Genomic DNA, 18006 nt, shown 5'->3' on the forward strand with positions numbered 1-18006 from the left:
CATGAGCGATGATTTCGACGCCATCATCATCGGCGCCGGCATGTCCGGCATGTATCAGCTGCTGCGGTTGCGACAGCTTGGGATGCGCGTGCGCGTGTTCGAGACCGGCACCGGCGTTGGCGGCACCTGGTATTGGAACCGCTATCCGGGAGCGCGCTTTGATTCCGAGAGCTATTCCTACGGCTTCTCCTTCTCGCCTGAACTGTTGCAGGAATGGAGCTGGTCGGAACATTTCGCGCCGCAGCCGGAGACGCTGCGCTATCTGAACCATGTCGCGGATCGGTTCGACCTGCGGCGTGACATTCAGTTCAACAGCCGCGTCGCCAGCGCGGTCTATCGCGAGGCGACCCGGGACTGGGCGGTGACGCTTGACGATGGCAGCGTCCACGCCGCGCGCTTCCTGATCACGGCGGTCGGGCCGCTTTCGGCCGCCACCTTGCCGAATATCGAAGGGCGCGACAGTTTCCAGGGGCAATCCTTCCACACCTACTACTGGCCGCATGAGCCGGTCGATTTCGTAGGCAAGCGCGTTGCGGTGATCGGCACGGGCGCAACGGGCGTGCAGACCATCCAGGAAGTGGCAAAGACCGCCGCACAGTTGACCGTGTTCCAGCGCAGGCCGAATTGGTGCGCGCCGCTGCACAATCGTCCGATCACGGATGAGGAACAGGTGCAGATCAAGGCGTCCTACCCCGACATCTTCCGTCGGTGCGAGGAGACCTTTGCCTGCTTTCTGCATACCGGCGATCCGCGCGGCACCTTCGAGGTCACTGCCGAGGTACGCGAAGCCTTCCTCGAAAGGCTTTACAGCGAGCCGGGCTTCGGCATCTGGGTCGGCCTGTTCCGCGACATGCTGATCGACCCGGCGGCCAATGCCATCGTCTCGGACTTCATCGCCCGCAAGATCCGCAGCCGCGTGAAGGACCAGGCTGTGGCGGAGAAGCTGATCCCGACGGATCACGGCTTCGGGACGCGTCGCGTCCCGCTCGAGACGCGGTACTATGAGGTCTACAACCAGCCCAACGTCACGCTCGTGGACATCAAGGAGACGCCGATCGAGCGCATCACGCCTTCCGGCATCCGCACCAGCAACGCCGACTACGCCTTCGACATCATCGTCTTCGCCACCGGCTTCGACGCGCTGACCGGCTCCTTCGACCGGATCGACATCCGCGGCGAGGGCGGCGTCACGCTGAAGCAGAAGTGGTCCGGCGGCGCGCAGACCCTGATGGGCATGCTGGTGGAGGGCTTTCCGAATCTGCTGATGCTGCTCGGGCCACATACGGCACTCGGCAACATTCCGCGCAGCATCGAATACAATGTCGACTGGGTGAGCCGACTGCTGGCGTTCATGCAACAGCACGGCCAGCGCCATGTCGCGGCGCGGCCCGAGGCGGTTGCCGCCTGGATGACCCATGTCATGGAATGCGGCGAGGGGCTGCTGTCGAACCAGGTGGATTCCTGGTTCACCGGCGTGAACAGCAATGTCGAGGGCAAGCAGACCCGCGTCATCGCGCGCTACAGCGGCAGCGCGCCGGATTATCGCGCTTGGTGCGAGCGGATTGCTGCGGATGGGTATCCGGAACTGGTACTGGATTAGCGGGGCCGTGGCTGTGGATTTGGCCCCTGGCGACGCATCCTGGCAGCCGAGACACGTCGATCTCACCTTCTCGCGGAAGGTGAGCGGCGATGTCGGCGCCAAAAGGTTGAACGCTGGGACGCCAACTCGGCTGGAGCTAAACGGGAATCCTCACGCTCTGCGTGTTTCCCGATGCGACGAAGCGCGGGAACTTGGAGCGACTTGCAGGGAGTGCCCCACCAGGCCCAGGGATGCTGGCCGCCAACAGATTCGCGCAGCGGCGTTTAGTCGACGACAATGCCGGCCTGTCTTCGCGGGGCGAGCCATGCACGTGCACTCAAACACGCCAAGGAGACGCCGGCGCACTCGGTTGTCGGCGAGGGTCTTGTGCCGCTCGCCAGTGGCGGGCGCATCACGCTACGGCAAGTTCGGGCGCGTGAACTCGCGCCTGAAGCGCAACCGATCGGCGTGGCGCGCCGGCTCGCCTTAGGGGATGCCAAGCTGCGACGACCTGAATGAGAGCGCCTGCATGGCTTGTGGCCGCTCGCCGCACTGAGCCAGGCCTCACTAGGGTCGGACATCTCCTCGAGCCGGCCGGCATGGCGGTCCGGGCGTCGATGTCTGTCGCCGCTGGCAGCGACCCTGCCGGGCGACGACGGGCTTGGATATCAGCGATGCGCACCGATGCGGCCGCGGCCCTGCTGCGGGCAGGGCCGGCAAGTCACGCGGCGTGGCGTCTCTCGGTGTGGGGGTTACCTGTACAGACAGCGATCCCGTTCGCCGAAACCATTGATGTGGCCACTCCGCCGCAAGCCCATCATCCCGTCACGCAGCGACCTTGGAAGCAGACGTCGCGTCCTTGGCAAGCTCCTGCCGGATGGCTGGAATGATGCGTTCGCCCCAAAGGGCGATTTGCCGAAGCGTGGCGCTCGTGTCGAAGTCGCCGGGCTGGATCTGGATCGCGACGTGCTTCGGCCGGAGGATCCGGATCTCCTCGACCATGCGTTCGATCACGCGGTCCACGCTGCCGACCGGGAGGTTGGCGCGCATCTGCTCGAGCGGGACGTCGTTGGGGCTTTCCTCCTCCCGCACTAGGAAGCCGTCATCGGAATGGGCGCGTCGGAACTTCAGCGCTTCCGAAATACGCCGCTGGTAGCGCGCATTTTCCAAATAGCTCTCGATTTCTGCCTCGTCATCGCTGGCGAAGGCGCAGCGCAGCAGCCCGACGCGCGTGTCATCGATGTCCTGGCCTTCCTTCTCGGCGATGCCTGACAGCATGGCGCGCATCTGCTGCAATTTCTCGGTGCCGTGCAGCAGTGCCGTGACGAAGAGCGAATGGCCCTCCCGGATCGCGAGGCCCATCGTGTCGGGATTGCCGGTGGCGATCCAGATCGGCGGCATCGGCTTCTGCACCGCGCGAATGCTGATGGCAGTCTGTGGCAGGTGCAGGTGCTTGCCCTCGTAGCTGAAGCCCCTCTGCGTCATGCCGAGCTTCAGGATGTCGAGGAATTCCTGGAAGATCGGCAGCGCTTCCTCGATCTTCACGCCGAAGCGCTCGAACTCGTAGTTCTGGTAGCCGGAACCGATGCCAAGCTCGAGCCGCCCGTTGGAGATGGCGTCGCAAAAGCCCGCTTCGGCGAGCAGGCGCGCCGGATGGTACATGGGCAGCACGCAGACCGCGCTGCCGAGCCGGATGCGCTTCGTCTGCCCCGCCATGTGGGAGACCATCATCAACGGCGACGGGCAGAGGCCGTAGTTGGAGAAGTGGTGTTCGGCATACCAGGCGGTGTCGAAGCCGGCCTGGTCGGCGGCGATGGTCTGCTCGACGGCCGCGCGGAGCACCTGATCCGACGTCTGGTGGTAGCCGCGCTGCTGCATCAGCATGAAGACGCCGAATTCCATGAGTATTCCCCCCTGTCTGCGATGGGATGAGCCTAGGCGCTGGCCACTCCACGCAACAATACGGTAAGTTGACACAGGATCTTTGCGATTGACGTAAAGGTGAGGATGTGCGGCGGCTACAAGCCATGGAGCTTTTCGTGAGCGCGGTACGCGAAGGCAGCTTCTCCGCCGCGGGCCGGCGCGCCGGACTGTCGCCGGCATCGGTGTCGCGGCAGATGGCCGCGCTGGAGGCGAGCCTCGGCGTGCAACTGCTGAACCGCACCAGCCGAACATTGACGCTGACCGAAGCCGGCCGGGAATACCTCGCCCGGCTTGAGCCCATCCTGCAGGACATCGCCGATGCCGAGGCTGCGGCCGCTGCCCTGCAGGCAACGCCGCGCGGCACGTTGCGCGTCCATTCCCGGCTCATGTTCGGCATGCGCGTTGTCGCACCGCTCATGCCGGCTTTCCAGGCGCGCTACCCCGAATTGCGGGTCGAGTTGCGGCTGACAGAGTTCCCGGTGCGCATGGCCGAAGAGGAAGTCGACGTCGAACTTCGCCTGAGCCCGCCCGCCGATGCCGCGCTGATGCAGCGGCGGCTGCTGCGCTGCGAGCGCATGCTGGTGGCAAGCCCCGCCTATCTTGCCCGGATGCCGCGGGTTGCCGTGCCGCGAGACCTTCTAGCGCAGCAGTGCATCACCTACTGGCAGGGCCCGGAAGATGTGGTCTGGCGGTTTCTCGACCAGGGCGTGCTGGAAGAACTGACGATCCCTGCACGGTTCACGGTCAACAATGGCGAAGTGCTGCGGGAGATGGCGCTCGCCGGGCATGGCATCGCGCTGCTGGACGACTACACGGTGCGCGACGAACTTGCCTCGGGCCGCCTGCGGCGCCTGCTGCCGCGCCTGCGGGTGACCAATACCGGCTTCGACCTCGGCATCTATGCGGTCTTCCGTCAATCCGGTCTGGTCCCGGCGAAGACACGGGCCTTCCTGGACTTCCTGGCCGAGGCTGTGCAGGGGAATGCGCCTCCCGTCCATTGACCGACCGGTCAGTCACCGTCTAGATCTGCGTCGGGAAGAAACCGTCGGAGGAAGCACCATGGCATTCCGCATGCCCCGTCGCGTCGCGCTTGGCGCGACCATCGCCCTGGCCGCCGGCCGACCAGCACGCGCGCAAGCTCGGCCGATCCGCCTCGTGGTTCCGTACAGTGCGGGCAGCGGCCCGGATCTCTTCGCTAGGCTCTTCGCACAGGCGCTGGCGGTGCGGCTCGACTCGCCGGTCGTGGTGGACAATCGCGGCGGAGCGACGACGATCATCGGCGCGGAGTTCGTGGCCGCGGCCCCGGCGGACGGCACCACCCTGTTCATGGGTACCTCGACGACCTTTCTCACCAATCCCTTCCTGTTTCGGCGGCTGCCCTACACCGACGCGCAGTTCCAGCCGATCTCGCTGCTGATCCGCACCCGCCTTGCGCTCTATGCCAATGTCGACCTTCCAGCGAATGACCTGGCCGGCGTCGTGGCGCTCGCCAAGGCGGCGCGCGACCCACTGCAATACGGCATCACCGGACGTGGCAACTCCACGCACCTGACCGGCGAGGCGCTGCAGATCGCCGCGGGCATAACCATGATCGACGTGCCCTATCGCGGCACGGGACCGATGCAGCAGGGTATCGTGCGCAACGACCTTCCGCTCGCCATCGATGGCATCCCGGCCTGGCTCGGCCTGGTGGGCGAGCGGCGCGCGAAGGTGATCGCAGTGACCGGCGACACCCGGGTCGGCGCGCTGCCGCAAACGCCGACCTTCGCCGAGTCAGGCGTGAGCGATCTCGGCCGCCAGCACTGGTATGGGCTGTTCGCACCGGCTGGCATTCCCGAACCGGTGCTGGCGCGCATCCATGCGGCCACACTCGCCGTCATGCAGGACGCTCCACTGTGGCGCGCGCTGGTGCATGAGGGGGCGGTCATTGAAACCAACAGCCCCGCGGCCTTCGCGGCCATGATAGCGGAGGAGAAGGAGATGTGGGGTGCGATCATCCGCCGTGTCGGCGTGACGCTGGAGTGACTCGGCGCTGTTGGCATCGCCGATTCGCCTGTGCGACTATGGCGGACTGACCGCCCGGTCGGAACCGGGGCGGCCTGGTGCTCCGGGCAGCGAAGGAGAGACCGTATGGCGCGTGCCGCAGTGAAGGCCGTTGCGGGCGAGGTGAACGAGAACGGCGACCGCATGCTGCAGATCCTGGGTGAATCGGCGCGCCTGTTCGCCACCAAGGGCTATGACGGCACCTCGATGCGCGACATCGCCGAGGCCTGCGGCATCTCGAAGTCGCTGCTGTACCATCACTTCGTCGACAAGGACGAGATCTACGCGCGTATTGCGCTGGGCTCGACGCAGCGGCTGTACGAATTCGTAGTGGACCGATTGCCGGAGAACGGCACGCCGCCGGATCGGGTCCGCGCCTTCATGACCGCGACGGGCGACTATTTCCAACGCTACCGGTCCAATTGGATCGCCTCGACCGCCGCCTTCTGGAGCGACCCGGAATTGCGCCGTCACAAGGAGCGAGTGATGTGGCGCGACCGCTATGAGGGCCTGATCCGCCAACTCATCCAGGATGCGATCGACGCGGGCGACTTCCGCGCGGTCGATGTGCCACTGACCGGTCGGCTCGTGCTGTCCGCGCTGAACTGGATGCATCGCTGGTACAGGCCGGACAAGGACCTGACGCCGGGACAGATCGCCGAGTCCTATTTCGACCTGATCTTCAACGGGCTGAAGGCACGATAGGCGCCACGATTCGGCCACCGGAAATTCTCCCGAGTTGCACGCCGTCAAGGGTCGCTGTAGGAATGGACTGACCGACCGGTCAGCCTCATGGGGTCCGGCAGCAATGGGAAGGAACCGTTCATGACCGAGGACATCGTCAAGCTCGAGGTCTCTGACCACATCGCGCTTGTCACGCTGAACCGCCCGCCGGTGAATGCGCTGAACCGGGCGATGCGCGATGCGATCATCGAGGTGTTCGATGCCGTCTCGGAGCGTGACGACATCCGCGTGGCGGTGCTCACCGGCGCCGGCAAGGCCTTCTGCGCCGGCGCCGACCTCAAGGACCGGCCCGACCCGACCAAAACCGGCGCCTTCCACGCCCATAACCGCGTGACGCGCGAAACCGGCAACGCCATCCGCGAATGCGCCAAGCCGGTGATTGCCGCGGTCAATGGCGCGGCGCTCGGCGCCGGGCTGGGCCTGATGGCCGCCTGCGACATCTACCTCGCCGCCGAGGACGCCGCCTTCGGCATGCCCGAGATCGATGTCGGCCTGGCCGGCGGCGGCGCGATGCTGCGCACCATCTTCGGCCGCTCGGCCATGCGGACCATGATGTACACCGGCTGGCGGCTGACCGGCGCGGAACTTTACCGCCGCGGCATCATCGAGAAGGCGACCACCGCCGCCGAGCTTCTCCCCGAAGCGATGCGCTACGCCGAGGCCATCGCCAACAAGAGCCCGCTCGCCATCAACTACGCCAAGACCTCGGCGAACATGGTGGATCTGATGCCGCAGCGCGACGCCTACCGCTTCGAGCAGAACTTCACCGTCGCCCTGTCGCGCACCGAGGATGCGAAGGAGGCCCGCACGGCCTTCGTCGAGAAGCGCAAGCCGAACTTCAAGGGGCGCTGAGCCATGGCGGCGCTCGGTGCCGGCCTCGAGGCGATCTTCGCCCCGCGGTCGATCGCCATCGTCGGCGCGTCGCAGGATGCGACGAAAATCGGCGGCCGGCCGGTGGAACTGCTGCGCCGCTTCGGCTTTCCCGGCGCGGTCTACCCGGTTAATCCACGCGCGACCGAGGTGCAGGGCCTGCCGGCCTTCGCGTCGGTAGAGGCGCTGCCGGAAGCGCCGGACCTCGCCATCATCGCCGTCGCCGCCGAGGCCGCGGGTGATGCGCTCGACGCCTGTGCGGCGAAGGGCGTGAAGGCGGCGGTGATCTTCTCCTCGGGCTTCGCGGAACTCGGCGAGGCCGGGCTCGCCATGCAGGACCGGCTGCGCGCGACAGCGCAGCGCAGCGGCATGCGCGTGCTGGGGCCGAACTGCCTTGGTGCGGCCTCCATCGCCGAGCGCAGCATCGCGACCTTCTCGGTGGTGCTGGAGAACGGGTTGCCGCCGGTTGGCCCCCTCGGCATTGCCTCGCAGAGCGGCAACATCGGCAGCTACACTGCGCTGCTGGCGCGCGAGCGCGGCATCGGCGCGAGCCGCTTCATCACCACCGGCAATGAATGCGACGTCGACATCGCCGACGCGATCGCCTTCCTCGCGCGCGACGATGCGACGACGGTGATCCTCTGCGTGCTCGAGACCTGCCGCGACGCCGCGCGCCTGACCGGCGCGCTGGAGATGGCGCGCGAAGCCGGCAAGCCGGTGATCGTGCTGAAGATCGGCGCCTCGGAGGCGGGCCAGGCGGCGGCGGCATCCCACACGGGCGCGTTGGCCGGGTCGGATGCGGTGTTCGATGCCGTGTTCCGCCGCGCCGGCGCCGTGCGCGTGCACAGCGTGGAGCAACTCCTCGACCTCGGCCATGCGGCCGCGGTGCTGGGCGACCGCCTGCCCAAGGGGCGGCGCACGATGCTGCTGACGGCGTCGGGCGGCTTCGGCGTGCTGCTGGCGGATGCCGCTTCCGCTGCCGGGCTATCGTTGCCGTCGCCATCCGCCGAAACGCAGCGCCGCATCCTGGACGTCGTGCCCTATGCCTCGCCACGCAACCCGGTGGATGCGACGGCGCAGATGTCGAGCCGGCCGGCGATCCTTGAGGCGATCCTGGCCGCGCTTCTAGAGGACGATGCCTGCGACGCGCTGCTGGTGCTGATGTCGGCCTCTCTGAATCTGCCGCGGCTGCGCAGCGTCTACATGCCGACGCTGCGTGCGGTGCGGGAGAAGCATCCCGACAAAGTGGTGATGCTCGCCGTGCATGGCCCGGCGGATGCAGTGGCGGAACTCACCGCCATGGGGTTTCCCGTGGTGGATGGGGTGGCGCCCTCAACCCAGACCCTGGCGGGGCTTTGCGACCTGGCGGCGGCGCGGTTGCTGCCGCCTCTCCCGGCCCCGTTGCCGCCCGCGCCGACGATCGACGGGGCCGCACTGCGCTCCGAGGCAGGGGCGAAGCAGGCGCTGGCCGCGGCCGGCGTGCCGGTCCTGCCGGAACGCGTTGTCGCCAGCACCGCCGAAGCCGTGCAGGCGGCAATGGCGATGGGCTTGCCGGTCGTGCTGAAGATCGTCTCGCCCGACCTGCCGCACAAGACGGAGGTCGGCGGCGTCATGCTCGGCCTGGACAGCGCGGAGGCCGTCGCCGAGGCCTATGACGCGATGCTGGCGCGGGTGCGTGCCGCGGCGCCCGCCGCCCGCATCGAGGGCGTGCTCGTCTCGCCCATGATGCACGGCGGGACCGAGATGATCCTTGGCGCGAAGCGCGACCCGGTCTTCGGCCCGGTGGTGCTGGTCGGGCTGGGCGGCATCTTCGCCGAAGTGCTGCAGGATGTCGCGGTACGCCCCGCGCCGGTGAACGAGGCCGAGGCCATGGCCATGCTGCGCAGCCTCAAGGCCTTCGCGGTGTTGGATGGCGCGCGCGGCCGGCCGAAGGCGGATCTTGCCGCCGCGGCCTCCGCCATTGCCGCGCTGTCGCGCTACGCCGCGCAGCATGCGGCCGATATCGCCGAGATCGACATCAACCCGCTGCTGGTGCGTCCGGCGGGCCAAGGCGCGGTGGCGCTGGATGCGTTGATCGTGCCGGGATGAAGGGGAAGAGCATGGAACTTCAGGACATGATGCTGGCGGGGCGCGCAGCGCTGATCACCGGCGCGGGGAACGGCATCGGTCGCGCCACGGCGTTGCGGATGGCGGCGATGGGTGCGGTGGTCGGGGTGAACGACCTCAAGCAGGACTTCGTCGACGCGACGGTCGCGGCGATCGAGGCGGCGGGCGGGAAGGCGATCGGCATCGCGCAGAATGTCGGCACGCGGGACGGCATGCGCGCGGCGGTGCTGGGCCTCGCCGAACGGGCCGGGCGATTCGACGTGCTGGTGAACAACGCCGCGTGGGTGCGCTACCAGGCGGTGCCGGACATCGCGCCCGAAACCGTGGACCGCATGGTCGAGGTCGGCTTCAAATCGGTGATCTGGGGCATCCAGGCCGCGGCCGAGGCGATGGACGCCGAACGCGGCGGCGCGATCATCAATGTCGCTTCCACTGCTGGGTTGCGGGCGACGCCGTCCTCCATCGTCTACAGCGGCATCAAGGCGGGCGTGATGGGGATCACCCGCGCCGCGGCGGCGGATCTGGGGCCGCGCGGCATTCGCGTGAACGCCATCGCGCCGTCGGCCGTGCCGACCGAGGGCACGCAGAAGCATCGCACGGCAGAGAAGGACCAGCGGCGCATCGCGCGCACGCCGCTCGGGCGGCTCGGCACGGTGGAGGACATCGCCCGCGCGATCTGCTTCCTCGCCACCGACCAGGCCAGCTTCGTCACCGGCCAAGTGCTGGCGGTGGATGGTGGCATCACCACCACCAACATCTGACTGGTTCGGCCGCGCGGCTCAGCGCGCGGCGGCCCTCACCGTGGTCGGGTCATTGCGTTCGTCCATGCGTGCCTCGTAGGTGAGGCCCGACCGCATCGCCCAGAGCGCATTCTGCAGGTAGAGCGGCACCAGCATGCCGTCGTCCAACGCGGCGGCGCTGGCACGACGCAGCAGGTCCTCGCGCTTCGCGTCATCCATCTCCACCTCCGCCGCGGCGACGAGGGCGTCCATCGCCGGGTTGGAATACAGCAGCCGGTTGGCGGCGCCATGCCCGCGATCGCGGTTGGGCGTGCGCAGCACCGAGTTCAGCAGGACCGAGACCTCGCCGGTCGAGTTGCCCCATGTCAGGAGCGCGGCGGGCGCCTCGCGCCGCGTCGCGCGTCCGATAAACGTCGCATAGGGCTGGGCCTCGACCGTGGTGCGCACGCCGATGCGCGTCCACATCTGGCCGATCGCCTGGACCACGCGTGCGTCGTTCATGTAGCGGTCGTTCGACCCCATCAGCGTGATCTGGAAACCCTGCGGATAGCCGGCTTCGGCGAGCAGCCGCCGGGCACCCGCCGGATCGGCCGCCGGCACGGGCCGGTCCGGGATGGCGCTGTAGCTGCCGGGGGGCATGAACTGTGCCGTCGCCAGCGCGGCACCTTCCATGACGCGTTCGACAAGCTGGCGGCGGTCGATCGCCATGGCGAGAGCGCGCCGCACCCGCGGATCGGCGAGCGGGTTGCGATCCCCCTGCGCGGACAGCAGCGGCACCGGCGGCTCCCGCGTGCCATCCAGGGTGATGTACATGACGCGCAGGCTGGTCGTCTCCGCGACGCGGAAGCGGTTGTCGTGCCGCAGTCGCTCGAGATCGCTCGTCGATATCTGGTCGATGATGTCCACATCGCCCGACAGCAGCGCCGCGGTGCGCGCCGCATCATTGGTTATCATGCGGTAGGTGACGCCGGCCCATTGCGGCTTGGGCCCCCAGTACTGGTCGTTGCGCGCGACAACGATGCGGTCGCCCGACGCATGGGAGACCAGGCGGAAGGGGCCGGTGCCGATCGCCGCCTTGCCGCTGTTGAAGTCGCTGGTGGTCGCCTCGGCATGCAGTCGCCGGCTGAGGATCATCACCTGCGACAGATAGGTGGGAAGCAGCGGGGCGGGTCGGCTGGTGTGCATCCGCACGATGCGGTCGCTGACGATCTCGAGCCGCTGCACCGGCCGCACCATGGCCGAGAAGGAGGCGCCGGGACCACGCATCTGCGGGATGCGCTCGAAGGTGAAGGCGATATCGTCGGTGGTCAGCGGCGTGCCGTCGTGGAACCGCACGCCCTCGCGCAGCGTGAACTCCCACATGTCGTCGCCCACGGTGCGCCAGCTCTCGGCGAGACCGGGCTGGAGCTGTGCCCGTGCATCGGTGGTCAGCAGCCCGTCAAACAGCATCTGCGCCACCTCGTTGTTGGAGCGCAGGAGGTGGTAGTGCGGATCAAGCGAGGAGACCGGGGAGCCGACGCCCATGGTGAGGTTCTGGTCGTCGGCCATGGCGGGCCCTGCGGGCAGCAGGGCAAGGCTGAGCAGCAGGCGTCGCGTGGTGGTGAACATGGCGATCTCCTCTCCTTGGGTCCCGCCAGCCTTGCCGCGAGACCTGACCGTTCGGTCAATTGCGGTAAGGCTATGTCGACCCGGCCCGCGCCGCAAGGCCAGGGCACTTTCATGCGCAATACCGTTCAGTGGGCACTTGCGGGATCGTCGCCCTGACGCCAGACTGGAGGCATTGACTGACCGGTCGATCAGCCTGCAGTGCTGGAGAGCCGGTCGGCGCGGGAAGGGAACCAGGCCATGGTCAACGAACGAACTGGATCGGGCATGACGACCCGCCGGGCCCTGCTGGGTGGTCTCGCCACGGCTGCCGCGGCCCGGTCGGCGGTTGCGCAGTCCTATCCGGTGCGGCCGGTGCGTATGATCGTGCCGTTCGTGCCGGGCGGCGGGGCCGACCCGTCCGCGCGCCTGGTGGCCGAGCCACTGGGCGCGGTCCTGGGCCAGGCCGTGGTGGTGGAAAATCGCGGCGGCGCGGGCGGGACGATCGGCACCGTGGCAGTCGCGCAGGCGCCCGCGGATGGCTACACCCTGCTCTACGGCACGCCGGGCCCGCTGATCACGAACCGGCATCTCATGGCGTCGCTGCCCTACGATCCGGATCGCGACTTCGCGCCGGTCAGCCTGCTGACGCGCGGCGCCTATGTGATGGCTGTGCATCGTGACGTTCCCGCACGCAGCGTCGCCGAGGTCATCGCCCTTGCCAAGGCGCGGCCGGGCGAACTGACCTTCGCGAGTTCCGGCATCGGCGCCGGCAGTCACCTCGCCGGCGAATTGCTGTGCATGGAAGCCGGGATCCGCATGTCGCACGTGCCCTATCGCGGCACCGGCCCCGCCCTGCAGGACGTGGCGGCGGGACGTGTGACGATGTCGATCGACTCCTACGGACCGATGCTGCCGCTGCTGCAATCCGGACATCTTCGCGCGATCGCGGTGACAAGTGCCGAACGCATGGCGGAGCTTCCCGATGTGCCGACCATCGGCGAGACCATCCCGGGCTTCGAGGTGGGCGTCATCAACTACATCTGCGTGCGGTCCGGCACGCCCGAGCCCATCATCCGGCGGCTGAACCAGGCGCTCGTCCAGGTGCTGGCCGATCCCGAGCTGAAGGCCCGCATGCAGGCCGCCGGATCGAGCCCGCCGGTCTCCAGCTCGCCCGAGGAGCTCGGCGCCATGCTGGCCCGTGAATCGGCGAAATGGGGCGAGGTCATCCGACGTGCCGGCATCCAGGCCGGCTGATCCATCCTTCAGGAAATGAGCATTGCCATGTCTTCCGATGTCGTGACGCTTGAAGTCGCCGACCATATTGGCCTGGTCACGCTGAACCGGCCGCCGGTCAATGCGGTGAATGCCGAGGTGCGCGACCGCATCATCCAAATCTTCGACCTGGCCAACGACCGCGAGGACATTCGCGTCCTGGTGTTGACGGGACAGGGCAAGATCTTCTCGGCCGGTGCGGATCTGAAGCAGCGGCCGGATCCCAGCATCCCCGGTGCCTATTGGCACCACAACCGCATCACGCGCGAGACGAACAACGCCATCCGCGAATGCGCCAAGCCGGTGATCGCGGCGGTGAACGGGGCGGCGCTTGGCGCGGGCTTCGGGCTGATGACCGCCTGCGACATCATGATGGCGTCGGAGACTGCCTATTTCTCGATGCCCGAGATCGACGTCGGGCTGGCCGGCGGCGCGGCGATGGCCAACGAGTTCTTCACCCGCTCCTTCGCGCGGCGGTTGATGTTCACAGGGGACAAGTTCCCCGCTTCCGAACTGTATCGCCTCGGTGTCGTCGATTCCGTCTGGAAGCCGGAGGAACTGTTGCCCGAGGCCATGAAGATGGCCGCGCGCATCGCGGAAAAGAGCCCGCTCGGCATCAAGTATGCCAAGACAAGCTGCAACATGGTCGAGCTGATGCCGCCCAAGGACGCCTATCGCTTCGAGCAGAACTTCACCTACGAATTGTCCAAGACCGAGGACGCGAAGGAAGCCCGCACCGCGCAGATCGAGAAGCGCAAGCCGGTCTTCAAGGGACGCTGAACATCATGACCGCCGCCATCGACTACGACGCCTTCCGCGAGGAAGTCCGCGACTTCGCGATGATGCGCTGCCCGCCGGAGATACGCGCGGTGGTCGCGACCTATCGCAAGCTGTCGCGCAAGGTCTGGTACCCCTGGCAGAAGATCCTGTTCGAGCATGGCTGGGGCGCTCCCGGTTGGCCGAAGGAGCATGGCGGCACCGGCTGGAACCTGAAGCAGCGCCACATCTTCGACGAGGTGATGGCCGAATGCGACTGCCCGCCGCAGTACCATCACGGGCTGCGCCACCTTGGGCCCGTCATCATCGAATTCGGTTCCGACGAGCAGAAGCAACGCTTCCTGCCCGGCATCCTCAGCGGGCAGGATTGGTGGTGCCAGGGCTATTCCGAGCCGGGCGCGGGGTCCGACCTCGCCTCGCTGCGCACCGCCGCGCGACGGGAAGGCGATGAGTATGTCGTGGAAGGCCAGAAGACCTGGACCTCCCACGCGCAAGAATCGGACTGGATGTACACGCTGGTCCGCACCTCGAAGGAGGCGAAGAAGCAGCAGGGCATCAGCCTGTTGCTGATCAAGCTGGATTCGCCTGGCATCAGCATCCGCCCAATCCGCACCATCGACGGCTGGCACCATGTCAACGAGGTGTTCCTCGACAATGTCCGCGTGCCGGTCGCCAACCGCGTGGGCGAGGAAGGCCAGGGTTGGACCTATGGCAAGTTCCTGCTGGAACGCGAGCGCCTCGGCGGCGCCAATGTCGCGCCGATGCTGAAGAACCTCGAACGCACCCGCGCGCTGCTCGCGCAGGAACTCGCCGCACCGCGCCATGCGCTCAAGCGCAGCACGCTGGAGGAACGCCTGCTGATGGCCGAGGCCGAGCTGCGCGGTGCGCAGGCGCTCGGGCAGGAAGCCATCGCGGCGACCATGGAAGGCCGCTCGCTCGGCCTGCTGCCCTCCGTGCTGAAACTGTCCACCAGCGTGACCTCGCAGCATGTCGCGGAGATCGCGCTGGATGCGGTGGGTGAACGCCTCGCGCCGCGCTTCCGCCCGACCGATGCCGCCGGCGCCAATGCCGAGGCCCCCGGCATCGAATGGGTGCAGAACTACATGTATGGCCGCGTCCGCACGATCTATGGCGGCAGCAGCGAAGTGCAGAAGAACGTCATCGCCAAGCAGCTGTTCGGAATCTGACGCGCATGCCCTTCACAGCCAAACCCATCATCGGCGGCGACGCCTTCGAGCAGGCCTGCAGCATCGGCCTGGCGGCCGACACCGAACTCGCGCAGATCGCCGACGCCACCGAGCAGGCGGCCTGCCTGCGGCGGCACTGGGATGCCATCGCCGAACTTGGCTGGATCACCACGGCGATCCCCGAGGAGGCTGGCGGCGCCGGCGGCGAATTGTCCGACCTCGCCGCGTTGGTCGGCGGCGCCGGGCGTGGCGGGCTGCCGTTGCCGATCGTCGCCGCCTGCGGCGTGCTGCCGCATCTGCTGGCGGGGCACCCGGCCGTGGTGGCGCCGCTCGCCGAGGGTCGCTTCCGCATCGCGCTGATACCGACCGAAGCGGCGCGTGACGACGAAGCCGACGCGCTCCGCTTCGCCGATGGCCGCCTGACCGGTGCGGTCGTCGGCATCGAGACCCCGCCCGACCCGACCCATGCAGTAGTCGTCGTCGAGGATGCGTTGCTGCTGGTGGCTGTCGACACGCCCGGCGTTGCCATCACGCGCTACCAGCGCATCGATGGCCGGCCTTCCGCCGATTGGCGCTTCACCGGCATCGGCGCCGATACCCTCGCGCGCGGTGAAGCCGTTGCGCGGCGCGCGGCCGAGGCGCGCGATCTTGGCGCGCTGCTGACCTGCGTCGAATGCGTTTCCGCCGCCGGGGCGCTGCTGGAGCAGACCATCGACTACCTGCTCAACCGCGTGCAGTTCGGCGTGCCGCTGGCGACGCATCAGGCGCTGCGTCACCGCGTGGCGGAGATGTATGTGGAATACGAGAACCTTCGCGGCTTAGTGTCCCACGCGCTGCGCACCACCGCGGCGGGTGGGCCCGAGGCCTGGCGCGACATCGCCTTCGCCAAGCTGCGCCTCGGCGAGGCCGGGCGCTTCATCGCGCAATCCACCATCCAGTGCCACGGCGGCATGGGCATGACCGAGGGCTTGCAGGCCATCCGCCTGGCGCGGCGGATCATGATGGCGGAGTTCGAATACGGTGACCGCAGCGTCCAGGCCCAGCGCCTGCTTGTCGCCGCAGCGTGAGGGCAGGCCGATGCATCCGCTGGAGAAGATGTTCAGGCCGCGTTCCGTTGCGGTCGTCGGTGCCTCGGGCGACCCGGAGAAGCTCGGCGGCCGCACGCTGCTGCATCTGAAGGAACTCGGCTATCAAGGCCGGATCTACCCGATCAATGTCAGCGCCAAGGAAGTGCAGGGGCTGCCGGCCTGGCGCAGCGTCGCCGACCTGCCGGAGACGCCCGACTGCGCCTTGATCCTGCTGCCCGCGCCGCTCGTCGCCCAGGCGATCGAGGATTGCGCAGCCAGGGGCGTGAAATTCGCGCAGGTGCTCTCCTCCGGCTTCGCCGAGGAGGGCGGCGAGGGCGTCGCGATGCAGGCGCGGCTTGGCGAACAGGCGCGCGCCCATGGCATCCGCCTGACCGGGCCCAACTGCCTGGGCAGCATCTCCCCGCCTGATGGCTTCTTCGGCACCTTCTCGAGCCTTCTGGCGACGGCCAAGCCGCCGCCGGGCAGCGTCGGCGTGGCAACGCAGTCCGGCGCCTACGGCTCGCACATCTACGCCGTCGCGGGTTTCCGCGGCATCGGTATCAGCCGCGCCATCGCCACCGGCAATGAGGTGGACATCGACGTCGCGGAAGCCATCGACTACCTGGCGGACGACCCCGGCACGCGGGTCATCTGCGCCTCCCTCGAAGGATGCGGCAACGGTGACGGCCTGCGCCGCGCCCTGCTGAAGGCGGCCGCCCTGCGCAAGCCCGTCATCATCATGAAGGTCGGCAGCAGCGAGGTCGGCGCGGCCGCGGCGGCGACGCATACCGGCTCGCTCGCCGGCGAGGACCGCGTCATCGACACGGTCTTCCGCGAATGCGGCGCGCTGCGCGTCTCCTCCATCGAGGAGATGCTGGATGTCGCCTATCTCTGCGCCATCGCGCCGCTGCCGCCGCTTGTGAGTGCCGGCATCGTCAGCGTCTCGGGCGGCATCGGCGTGTTGATGGCTGACGCCTGCATCGAGGCAGGACTGTCCGTCCCGGCGCTGTCTGTGGATGCGCTCGACGCCATCCGCGCCGTGCAGCCGATGGCCGGCGGCCGCAACCCGATCGACACCACCGCGCAGCTCGCGGGCCGGCTGCACGTGATCGAGACGATCAGCCAGTCCATGATGGGCGGGGCCGATCTCGGTGCGCTGTTCTTCTACCTGGCGCATCTCGGCCGCGACATGACGCGCTTCCCGAAGGTCGAGGGCGCTTTCCTCGCTTTGCGGCGCAGGCAGCCCGACCGTACCGTCGTCGCGGTGATGACGCATATCGACGAGGTGCGTCAGCAACTCGAAGCCATGGGCGTGCCGGTCTTCGAGGACCCGACCCGCGCCGTGCGCGCCGTGGCAGGTGCTGCGCGACTGCGGCGGCTCCAGGCCGAGGCGGAGCCCGTGCCTGGCATCGCGACGGCCGCCCCGCTCGGCATGACCGTCGCGAATGAGGCGCAGGCCAAGGCGCTGCTCGCCGCAGCCGGCGTGTCAGTGCTGCCCGAGGAAGCCTGTGCGGGTGCGGAAGCCGCCGTCGCGGCTGCGGATCGGCTCGGCTATCCGGTCGTGATGAAGATCCTGTCCGACGACATTCCGCACAAGACGGAGGTCGGCGGCGTGATGCTGAACGTCGCGGATGGCACCGCCGTGCGCGCCGCCTTCGCGACGCTGACGGAACGCGCGGGCATCGCACGGCCCGATGCGCGGCTGGACGGCGTGCTGGTCGCGCCGATGGCGCGCGGCGGCGTCGAGACCATCATCGGCACGCTCACCGACCCGGTCTTCGGGCCGATGGTGATGTTCGGCCTCGGCGGCGTGGCGGTGGAATTGTTCCGCGACGTCGCCTTCGCCTCGGCACCGCTCACGCCGCAACGGGCGGAGGCGCTGATCGACGCCTCGCGCGGGGCGGCGCTGCTCAAGGGCTGGCGCGGCGGGCCGGCACTCGACCGGGCAGCGCTGGTGGAGGCGCTCTGCGCCCTGTCGCGCTTCGCCGCGGCCCACGCGGATGAGATCGACAGCGTCGAAGTGAATCCCTTCCTGGTGCGGGAGACGGGAGCCTGCGCGCTCGATGCGCTGGTCGCCTTCCGCGCCGAAGACTGAATGACAACGGAGGATG

Annotated in this window: 14 protein-coding genes; 12 read left to right on the forward strand and 2 right to left on the reverse strand. The window is 68.2% G+C overall.

Translation table 11 applies throughout. The features are described from left to right. Window position 1: 1 nt before the first annotated feature. Window positions 2-1600, forward strand: a complete 1599-nt coding sequence (locus IEY36_RS23055) for a flavin-containing monooxygenase (RefSeq protein ID WP_229681514.1) — start codon at window positions 2-4, stop codon at window positions 1598-1600. Between the two features lie 804 nt (window positions 1601-2404). On the opposite strand, the gene IEY36_RS23060 is transcribed toward IEY36_RS23055, so the two are convergent. Then, the gene (locus tag IEY36_RS23060) at window positions 2405-3481 is read right to left on the reverse strand and encodes an LLM class flavin-dependent oxidoreductase (RefSeq protein WP_188971278.1); all 1077 of its coding nucleotides are present in this window, start codon (window positions 3479-3481) and stop codon (window positions 2405-2407) included. 125 nt (window positions 3482-3606) lie between these two features. On the opposite strand from IEY36_RS23060, the gene IEY36_RS23065 reads away from it, so the two are divergent. From IEY36_RS23065 to IEY36_RS23090, 6 genes are all read left to right on the forward strand, one after another. After that, a complete protein-coding gene (locus IEY36_RS23065) occupies window positions 3607-4503 on the forward strand; it encodes a LysR family transcriptional regulator (RefSeq protein ID WP_268238176.1) in 897 nt (298 codons plus the stop codon). A gap of 58 nt (window positions 4504-4561) precedes the next feature. Next, entirely contained in the window at window positions 4562-5527 is a 966-nt protein-coding gene (locus tag IEY36_RS23070; protein ID WP_188971280.1) for a Bug family tripartite tricarboxylate transporter substrate binding protein, read from the forward strand. Window positions 5528-5632: 105 nt separating this feature from the next. Then, window positions 5633-6250 carry a TetR/AcrR family transcriptional regulator gene (locus IEY36_RS23075; protein WP_188971281.1) on the forward strand — a complete coding sequence of 206 codons (618 nt, stop codon included), beginning with the start codon at window positions 5633-5635 and terminating at the stop codon, window positions 6248-6250. 120 nt (window positions 6251-6370) lie between these two features. Further along, the gene (locus tag IEY36_RS23080; protein ID WP_188971282.1) at window positions 6371-7141 is read left to right on the forward strand and encodes an enoyl-CoA hydratase/isomerase family protein; all 771 of its coding nucleotides are present in this window, start codon (window positions 6371-6373) and stop codon (window positions 7139-7141) included. Between the two features lie 3 nt (window positions 7142-7144). Next, complete coding sequence (locus IEY36_RS23085; RefSeq protein WP_188971283.1) at window positions 7145-9247, forward strand: acetate--CoA ligase family protein; 2103 nt, start codon at window positions 7145-7147, stop codon at window positions 9245-9247. Window positions 9248-9258: 11 nt separating this feature from the next. After that, entirely contained in the window at window positions 9259-10026 is a 768-nt protein-coding gene (locus IEY36_RS23090) for an SDR family NAD(P)-dependent oxidoreductase (protein ID WP_229681516.1), read from the forward strand. A gap of 18 nt (window positions 10027-10044) precedes the next feature. Here IEY36_RS23090 and IEY36_RS23095 read toward each other — a convergent pair whose 3' ends face one another. Next, window positions 10045-11613, reverse strand: a complete 1569-nt coding sequence (locus IEY36_RS23095) for an ABC transporter substrate-binding protein (RefSeq protein WP_188971286.1) — start codon at window positions 11611-11613, stop codon at window positions 10045-10047. Window positions 11614-11877: 264 nt separating this feature from the next. On the opposite strand from IEY36_RS23095, the gene IEY36_RS23100 reads away from it, so the two are divergent. Genes IEY36_RS23100 through IEY36_RS23120 form a run of 5 tightly spaced genes read left to right on the forward strand, consistent with a single transcriptional unit; the run spans window position 11878 to window position 17990 of the window. Beyond that, window positions 11878-12846, forward strand: coding sequence for a Bug family tripartite tricarboxylate transporter substrate binding protein (locus tag IEY36_RS23100; protein ID WP_188971288.1), 969 nt, complete (start codon window positions 11878-11880; stop codon window positions 12844-12846). Between the two features lie 27 nt (window positions 12847-12873). Beyond that, window positions 12874-13644 (forward strand): enoyl-CoA hydratase/isomerase family protein, encoded by a 771-nt coding sequence (locus IEY36_RS23105; protein WP_188971290.1) that lies wholly within the window; start codon window positions 12874-12876, stop codon window positions 13642-13644. Window positions 13645-13649: 5 nt separating this feature from the next. After that, complete coding sequence (locus tag IEY36_RS23110; RefSeq protein ID WP_188971292.1) at window positions 13650-14828, forward strand: acyl-CoA dehydrogenase family protein; 1179 nt, start codon at window positions 13650-13652, stop codon at window positions 14826-14828. Between the two features lie 5 nt (window positions 14829-14833). Next, entirely contained in the window at window positions 14834-15895 is a 1062-nt protein-coding gene (locus IEY36_RS23115) for an acyl-CoA dehydrogenase family protein (protein WP_188971294.1), read from the forward strand. Window positions 15896-15905: 10 nt separating this feature from the next. Then, a complete protein-coding gene (locus IEY36_RS23120; RefSeq protein ID WP_188971296.1) occupies window positions 15906-17990 on the forward strand; it encodes an acetate--CoA ligase family protein in 2085 nt (694 codons plus the stop codon). Window positions 17991-18006 lie beyond the last annotated feature (16 nt).

The organism is Neoroseomonas lacus, assembly GCF_014644535.1.
Lineage (GTDB): Bacteria > Pseudomonadota > Alphaproteobacteria > Acetobacterales > Acetobacteraceae > Neoroseomonas > Neoroseomonas lacus.